Below are 6,488 nucleotides of genomic sequence, written 5' to 3'. Positions count from 1 at the left end.
AGCCCTGTGAGCGAAACCCAAGGGCAGTTCGCCTCACAACTTTGGTACCGGAACCAGTCCAATATCTGTCTCTCGCGAACGTTGCCTGACCCTGATCTCAATTCGCCTCCTCGCCTTGACGTCGCCGGCCTGTGCGCCGTCGGTGAGCCGGTCGCCAGGCAATATCAACTGGCCGCCGGACATTGGCAGGATGGTGAAGCCTTTCAGTTCCGGCATATCGCGCAGGATGCCTGTGACGGAGATCGCTCGCGCTAATCCAAGCCCGGCATTGTCGGCAGGATGGAGTGTGCCAATGTCCATCTTGCGCGCCAGTACGGGCTGAAGGCCTCTGTCCATATTCGATGAGTCACCGGACATCGCCTGCTCGTCCGTGTGGCCAATCACCTCAATGACGTCCACACCATAGGAAGTTGCAATTCCAGCAATGGTCTTCGACATCTGCCGCAACTTCGTTTTGAAGCCACCGGAAAGCTCCGCACTTCCAGTATCGAAATTATAGCCATCGAGCTCGCTAAGACTGATGATCGGTGGCCAATCGTGTGGCTTGTCAGCAGAGGCCTCGTTCCTTGCCTTCTTCAGTGCGTCAGCAAGATCCTTGGACGTCTTGCCCGTGCCAACGTAGCCGAGCTCGCGCAGAACCTTCATCTTCTCGATCATGGCTTTGGCCTGATCAACGTCGACGTCGTTGTCAGAGAGGACTTTGGCGGCCGGCGCGCTTTTCACCGCTTCCTCAAGGGTCAGTCCCACTTTTTTGATTGCCTCTGCGGCCTCTTTGGCCCGGACCAATTCACGCCATTCTTGATCTGGTACATTGCGTCGACTTGCAGGCTTGACCATGGCATTCAGCTGAGCCAGCAACCGCTTGTTTTCCTCGTCAAGCTTGCGAGCGTTCTCATTGAGGGACTGCGCAATCTTCTGCGCTGCCGCAGCCTCTTTCTTTGTCTTGGCGATGAGCGCGCCTGCAGCAAGCAAAAGGCAGAAAACGAGAAGCAGCATCGTCTCAGCCATCGTCAGGCCGAGTATCAGGCCGCGGCCATAGCCCTTGCGCTCAAACGTAATGGCTGTTCCGCTAACCTCACTCACCTGCCCCACCAACTTGCTCTCTTTGGCGGTTCACCCTTCTCCACCTCCGCCGGACTGCTTAACGATCGGAAGGTGTCGCCCTCCGTGTCATCCGAAACCTTGATTGGCGTCTCCACAGGGGAGGCAACAGTGGAAGGTGCCGCCACTCGCTCGACATCGTTCGCTATCGCATTGCTCAGAGGCTGGGGCGTGCGCACGGCCGGGAGGCTATGTTGTGTAAGGGTTGCGACGAGGCCGCGTGTTTCATTGCTGTGTTTCTGCATCACAGCCATGAACTCCTCAGTCAAACGCTGCTGCGCTTGGACAGTTTCTGCGGTCTTTTCTGCGGCCGCTGCCGCTCTCTCCACTCCAGTCGCCACCTTGATCACTGCGTCGGCAAGACCGGTCATCCGCGTTTGCTGCTCTTGCGAGGCTGTTTCGGTTTTTATCGCATATTGTGCGACAGCATTACCCAGGAGCTTGACCATCGGCGCCAGATCGTTCTTCAGCACCTCATCAGGAACAACCACCTTTTCCAGCTTGGCAGCCATATTGTCGGCTTGATTACCGAGCTTTCCAACAGAGTTGGACATCGAGCTGTTGGCTTTATCCAGCAAATCCGCTGCAGCTCCAACGCGGTTCGCTATCGAAGCAAACTGGGTTTCGACTTGCCCGAAATTGTGCTGCAACGCGTCACTGAGCTTGGCAGACGCCTCTTGGACAGGCTTGATCGATTCCATGGCAATATTGTCCAGGGCAGATCGAATGTGCTCCCCATTGCGTGCCGCTTGCTCGGCAATCTCTGCAAAGCCCTCTTCGAGCATTTGATGGCTGACACGACGAAAGTCGGCGAACTCCCTGGTTACGCTTTCCATCTCGGCTCTTACACGCCGTGTCATGTCGGCAAGTTCGTGCCTCGCCGTTCGCTCAATGTCCGCGGGATCGCGCCGCATCTGATTGTAGAAAACCCTCAGAGCAATACCGGTGATCGTCGACGTGATCGCGATGCCAAAATTTTGGACGATCGTGTCGGTTGAGCCTTCCGTTCCAAACTGAAACAGCGAGACCCCAAGGCTCGTCAGGGTGAACAGGAAGCCCATATAGTAGAGGTTATCGCCGGTCTGCTCGTCGTGCAGTTGTAGCTTTCCAGCAAAGATCGAAACCCCGAGATAGAAAAACATCAGGCAGGCCGGTGCTACCGCCGCGACGATCGGATTTACGCCTGAGAGTTTTGCAATGGCGATGAATACACACCCGCCGAGTGTCAATGCCGCGAAAACCACGACCGGCAGACGTGGATGATCCAGCAAAGGTTTGTCGTGCGCTCTCGCCATCAGTTTAACCCATCCAAGCCAACCAGCTTTTCGAACTCGCCGTGATGGTTCTGGACCCAATGTGTCCAGAACTCCGCGTGATCCAGGGTCTGAAATGGCTTCTTTGCCCGATCGATATAAAGAATTGTGATGCCCACCCCATCCAGCGACGTCCCATATGTGCGGTCGGCGGCGCTGTTGAGGTATTTTTGGTAATCCAGTCCCGATCGGTACTGCGAGTAAATCGTCGTATGCTCGATCATGTCAGAGGCGACCACCAATCGCTTGGGACTGCCCTGTTTGGCCAAGCTGCTATCGAAGAGCGACAGCTTGATTTTCTGAATTCCAGCCATGATCGGAGATTGGCTCGCGGAAGCCGCATTCGGGATTTCATCGGGAAGTTTGTTCAAAGGATCGCCGAAGGCGTTTTCCCACTTCTTTTGACGCCGCGCAGGATTGTTGGTCCAACTATCGACGGTCGACCCATCACCGGGATTGCATCCATCGAACATCACCGTCAGCTCACCAGGCGCCGAGCTCAGGGTATAAATCCTCACATACCCACCCGGCTCGACCTGCCCAATGGTCTTTCGGAACTCGTTCTTGAGATCAGCCATCGTCGTTGCCGAAATTGGATCAGTGGCGTCGATGAGGACGGCGGTCAGGCTGGAGGGTCCGTCCAATGGGCAATTCGTGTTGGCGTCGATATGGCCATTGCCAGACCTGGTCCACATCCAGCCGAAGCCGGCCAACATCGCAACGGATAGCACACCAAGGGCAATGGCCGCGGCAATGGTACCCGCATTGCCTTTCTTGCGTCTGCGGGTTCGCCTAGACATTCACGCTGTCCGGGTGAAGCTTATCAAGATCTCGGTACTGCTCAATTCCCCGTTCGCATTCCTGACCAATCAGACGAACCTGCTCGTTGAGTTCCTCCTGCGCCTGGCGAATTGATGCGCCAACATCTCCCTCATTCCACTCCCGCTCGCCGGTGACGTATGGCTTGATGCGATCAAGTTTGTAGGGCGTTCCGAAATGCTTGGGCGCCGGCTCGGTCCTCGCCTGGATGTTGGCTTCCCGATACATCGACAAAAGCTGATTGCAGGCTCGCTCCAATTGGTCTTGATGCTGCGCAAAAAGAGCCAGAAGCCTCGATCGATGATCGACAATCGCGCGGTGCTCGCGCCGGCGACTACCAAGCTGCTTGACGATTTCCTCCACTTTTTCGTTGTGGTCGTCGCGGACATCCTGCAGCTCTTCGATCAGTTCCTTCTTTCGATCGATGTAGTCATCGCGCCGTCGAACGAGCCGATTTTCAACGCCAGTGTAGCCTGGGTAAGGGTCGAGCACGAACCAGCCGTCGATAAAAGCGAAAAGCGAAAACATCAGGCCGATCGCAAACAGCAACCAGGACTTGATGTCCGTGAGACCCGCTGGATTGGCGAGCATATTACGGATGACCTCAGCGCCGGCGCCGTCAGCGAGCGAGCCGCTGACCTCACGGTAGTGCGCTAGCGCCAAGTTTATCGAAATCGCCAAGCCGATATAGAAAAGGATTGAAATGATCCCAACGAATTTTACGAAAAACGACCGATGGGTGACGAGACGAGCGCAGAAAACCGCCAGGAGCAAAGCCGCCCCGATGTTGATGAAAGAGAATGCCGCAGCCTCAAGGATGCCACCAAAAAATCCCTGCTCATTGCCCTTGGCCAGGAAGTTGCCGTTCATCGCTGTCTCGACCAGAAACAGAAATAGCAGAAGCGATAGCCGGAAAATGTGAGCGGCACCGTGCTGCACACGCGCGGCACGAACGAGACCGTGCTTCTCCTTAAACCATGCATGCTCTTTTTCGGCGTCGTTCAGGGCCCTTCTCAGGCCGTGAAGTTCATCGAGGCCCACGGCGACCGAGGCTTTGAAGTCCGAAACGCTAGCGGCATTCGTCTGACGGATTAGACCGAATTGTTCCTCGAAATCGAGGCCGGCAAGACGACCTCCAAGGAGTTGCAGGTTGTCCTCAAGAGTGTGATGCGCAGCCTTCTTCTCATCCTCAACGCGTTCCACGATGGCATGTTCGACATCGTCGAGATTCTTTGCCGTTTTCGGGGGTTGGTTCACCTCGCCGCGCTGCTTTCCGCGGTTAATGACATCCAGGTCGCCGTCGATCTTGGCAGGGTCCAGGCTGTTGAATAGCTGAGTGCTCGCCCGAAAATCGTGGTTGGATTCTCGCAGTGAGTCACGCAACTTATTTAGTTTTTCGAATTTAGAGCCCACGCACTCACAACCCCAACTTTACGCCCCCCGGCAGAGTGGTTTCTATGCATAGTAGAGCTAAAGGGCAACCGCACATTCACTTCTATCCACTTGCTAGTGCGGATCAGGCTCAATTGAGTTCCAACAAATGATCATGGCTGCTGATCAACTGGTTGATCGGCCGCGACTAGTCATGTCATGAGCCGTGCTGCGATGCTCTAAGGACAGAGTGCTACGAGCGGGTTCGCGACTGGGAAATTATCCACAGTCGTATACGTGTACTGGATCTCACCGCCCAGGCGAACGAAGGCAGATAGTTCCTCCGCACGACAGACATAGTTTTTGGTCATTTCATCGATCTTCTGGACATAGACCGGCCGCGAGACGCCAGCAGCCAACAATTTGGCGTCTACTTCCGCATCGGTCTGAGCCCAGGTGGCGTTGAAAACGATCCTTGGCCCGATTGCGATGATGCTCCGAACGGAGATGTTCGAACTGATCAGCATGGGCAATGCTGGAGCCATTTCGGTTTGCATTTTTTTTGCGTAGGCGCAGACGTCGGTCTTGGTGTACTTCGAGAGGCATTCATTTGCCGTCGCCACCCTTGGCCATGTCAGCAGGATCGCCAACGGGACGTGCATCAATCGCAATCCATCCAAAGTATTCTCCTCGCCCGATCTTGGCCTGCACAGAGGAGCATCTATCCTATTTGTGTTCACAGTGCCACGAGCAGCTTGTGCCCGACCGGCAATAGTGCTCTGTCTGAAATACTTTGGGAGGGCAATAAAATGAAAACAACATTTCTCGCGGCTATGGCCGCTGCAATAATCGCTTGCGCGACCGGCGCGTTTGCACACAGTGGCGGCACTGATGCCAACGGTTGCCATACCAACCATAAGACCGGCGCGTATCACTGTCACTGAAGGTCACGCCTTTCTGAGGGACACAAACATGCTGAAGAACATCATGTCAGCTCCGCTGGGCCTCCTCTTCATGCTGGGCGGGCCGATCACCTACGTGATGAATGTCGTCGACACATGGCAGGGCCATGCATCAGTGGTCGTAAAAATCCTGATTAACTTGAGCCTGGATGCGATGTTGGCGTTCATTTGGCCGATCACTTGGGCAATCTGGCTTTTCAAATATATGGCGGGCGCCGAAACTCCACTAACAACCGTGCTGGGCGTTTGAGGATCAAGTTTGCTGAAAATAATGCTTTTCGACGCCGGCCGGAACGGTCCGGTTGGTCTGCATCTGTGTAGCTATTGCCTCGCTGCTGGCGGTAGCGCCATGGCCGTACGGCTATTACCAATTCCTCCGCGTGGTGGTCTTTTTCGCCGGGATCTACTGCGGAGCCATGGTGTGGCGATCAGGCCCTGAAAATCGCACCCTGGCTTGGGCGCTGTTTGGAGCGGCAGCGATCTTCAACCCGTTCATGCCGGTTCATTTGCCGCGCGAGCTGTGGGCAATCTTCAACGTCGCAGCGGCTACTCTGTTCGGCTTTGTCGCATACCGGCACCGGAATTAAGCCGATAATCTGAGATGGCCAAGAGTGGACCTGAGACGCCGAAGGTCAAGGCGCGCCCGAGGGTCACCGTGTCACAGCCGTTGGCGCTTTATGCGGGAGATCTCCTCGAGCGGACGAAGGAGTACTTCGAGGCTTTCAACCATCTAGGCTCGGAGTCGGAAAAGGCGCATCTTTTTGCCCGTTATTTTCTATTTTCGCATGCCCTAGATGTGGAGCTTCAACAGGTTGTCCTCGATCAGGGCGAGGCGACTGATAGGCGTTTTTGACTTTAGGCTGCCATGTGGACGATGCCAATTGTATCTGTGCAGCCAGACAGGCAGTTCGGCGGCACGATG

The 6,488-nt window shown here is 55.4% G+C and carries 9 protein-coding genes and 1 pseudogene; 4 read left to right on the top strand and 6 right to left on the bottom strand.

Annotated features, from left to right (window positions below):
• Nucleotides 1-33: 33 nt before the first annotated feature.
• The 5 genes from EN984_RS17995 to EN984_RS17975 form a co-directional block, all read right to left on the bottom strand.
• Nucleotides 34-1,083 (bottom strand): hypothetical protein, encoded by a 1,050-nt coding sequence (locus EN984_RS17995; protein ID WP_082826712.1) that lies wholly within the window; start codon nt 1,081-1,083, stop codon nt 34-36.
• Nucleotides 1,080-2,396, bottom strand: coding sequence for a hypothetical protein (locus EN984_RS17990; protein ID WP_063169428.1), 1,317 nt, complete (start codon nt 2,394-2,396; stop codon nt 1,080-1,082). Before EN984_RS17990 ends, EN984_RS17995 begins: the two co-directional genes overlap by 4 nt.
• Complete coding sequence (locus EN984_RS17985; RefSeq protein ID WP_063169429.1) at nt 2,396-3,214, bottom strand: hypothetical protein; 819 nt, start codon at nt 3,212-3,214, stop codon at nt 2,396-2,398. Before EN984_RS17985 ends, EN984_RS17990 begins: the two co-directional genes overlap by 1 nt.
• Nucleotides 3,207-4,646, bottom strand: coding sequence for a hypothetical protein (locus tag EN984_RS17980; protein ID WP_063169430.1), 1,440 nt, complete (start codon nt 4,644-4,646; stop codon nt 3,207-3,209). The genes EN984_RS17985 and EN984_RS17980 overlap by 8 nt, the downstream gene beginning before the upstream one ends.
• 197 nt (nt 4,647-4,843) lie before the next feature.
• Nucleotides 4,844-5,284 carry a hypothetical protein gene (locus EN984_RS17975; protein ID WP_126066778.1) on the bottom strand — a complete coding sequence of 147 codons (441 nt, stop codon included), beginning with the start codon at nt 5,282-5,284 and terminating at the stop codon, nt 4,844-4,846.
• 129 nt (nt 5,285-5,413) lie between these two features.
• Here EN984_RS17975 and EN984_RS39505 point away from each other — a divergent pair, with 129 nt between their 5' ends.
• From EN984_RS39505 to EN984_RS37750, 4 genes are read left to right on the top strand one after another with little or no spacing between them, the layout of a single operon-like run.
• A complete protein-coding gene (locus EN984_RS39505; protein ID WP_199489651.1) occupies nt 5,414-5,548 on the top strand; it encodes a YHYH domain-containing protein in 135 nt (44 codons plus the stop codon).
• A 28-nt stretch (nt 5,549-5,576) separates the two neighbouring features.
• Nucleotides 5,577-5,816 (top strand): hypothetical protein, encoded by a 240-nt coding sequence (locus EN984_RS17965; protein ID WP_082826591.1) that lies wholly within the window; start codon nt 5,577-5,579, stop codon nt 5,814-5,816.
• 52 nt (nt 5,817-5,868) lie between these two features.
• Nucleotides 5,869-6,153 (top strand): DUF6804 family protein, encoded by a 285-nt coding sequence (locus EN984_RS17960; RefSeq protein ID WP_063169433.1) that lies wholly within the window; start codon nt 5,869-5,871, stop codon nt 6,151-6,153.
• Nucleotides 6,154-6,167: 14 nt separating this feature from the next.
• On the top strand, nt 6,168-6,419 hold the full coding sequence (locus EN984_RS37750) for a hypothetical protein (protein ID WP_127248734.1): 252 nt from the start codon (nt 6,168-6,170) through the stop codon (nt 6,417-6,419).
• Here the strand turns inward: EN984_RS37750 and EN984_RS17955 are convergent.
• Nucleotides 6,357-6,488: pseudogene (locus tag EN984_RS17955) on the bottom strand (IS481 family transposase); the annotation flags it as partial. The gene EN984_RS37750 and the pseudogene EN984_RS17955 overlap by 63 nt on opposite strands.

Source organism: Mesorhizobium sp. M7A.F.Ca.CA.004.12.1.1 (assembly GCF_003997835.1).
Taxonomy (GTDB): Bacteria; Pseudomonadota; Alphaproteobacteria; order Rhizobiales; family Rhizobiaceae; genus Mesorhizobium.
The sequence above is the reverse complement of the archived record's forward strand: the minus strand, read 5'-3'. Positions and strand labels throughout refer to the sequence as shown.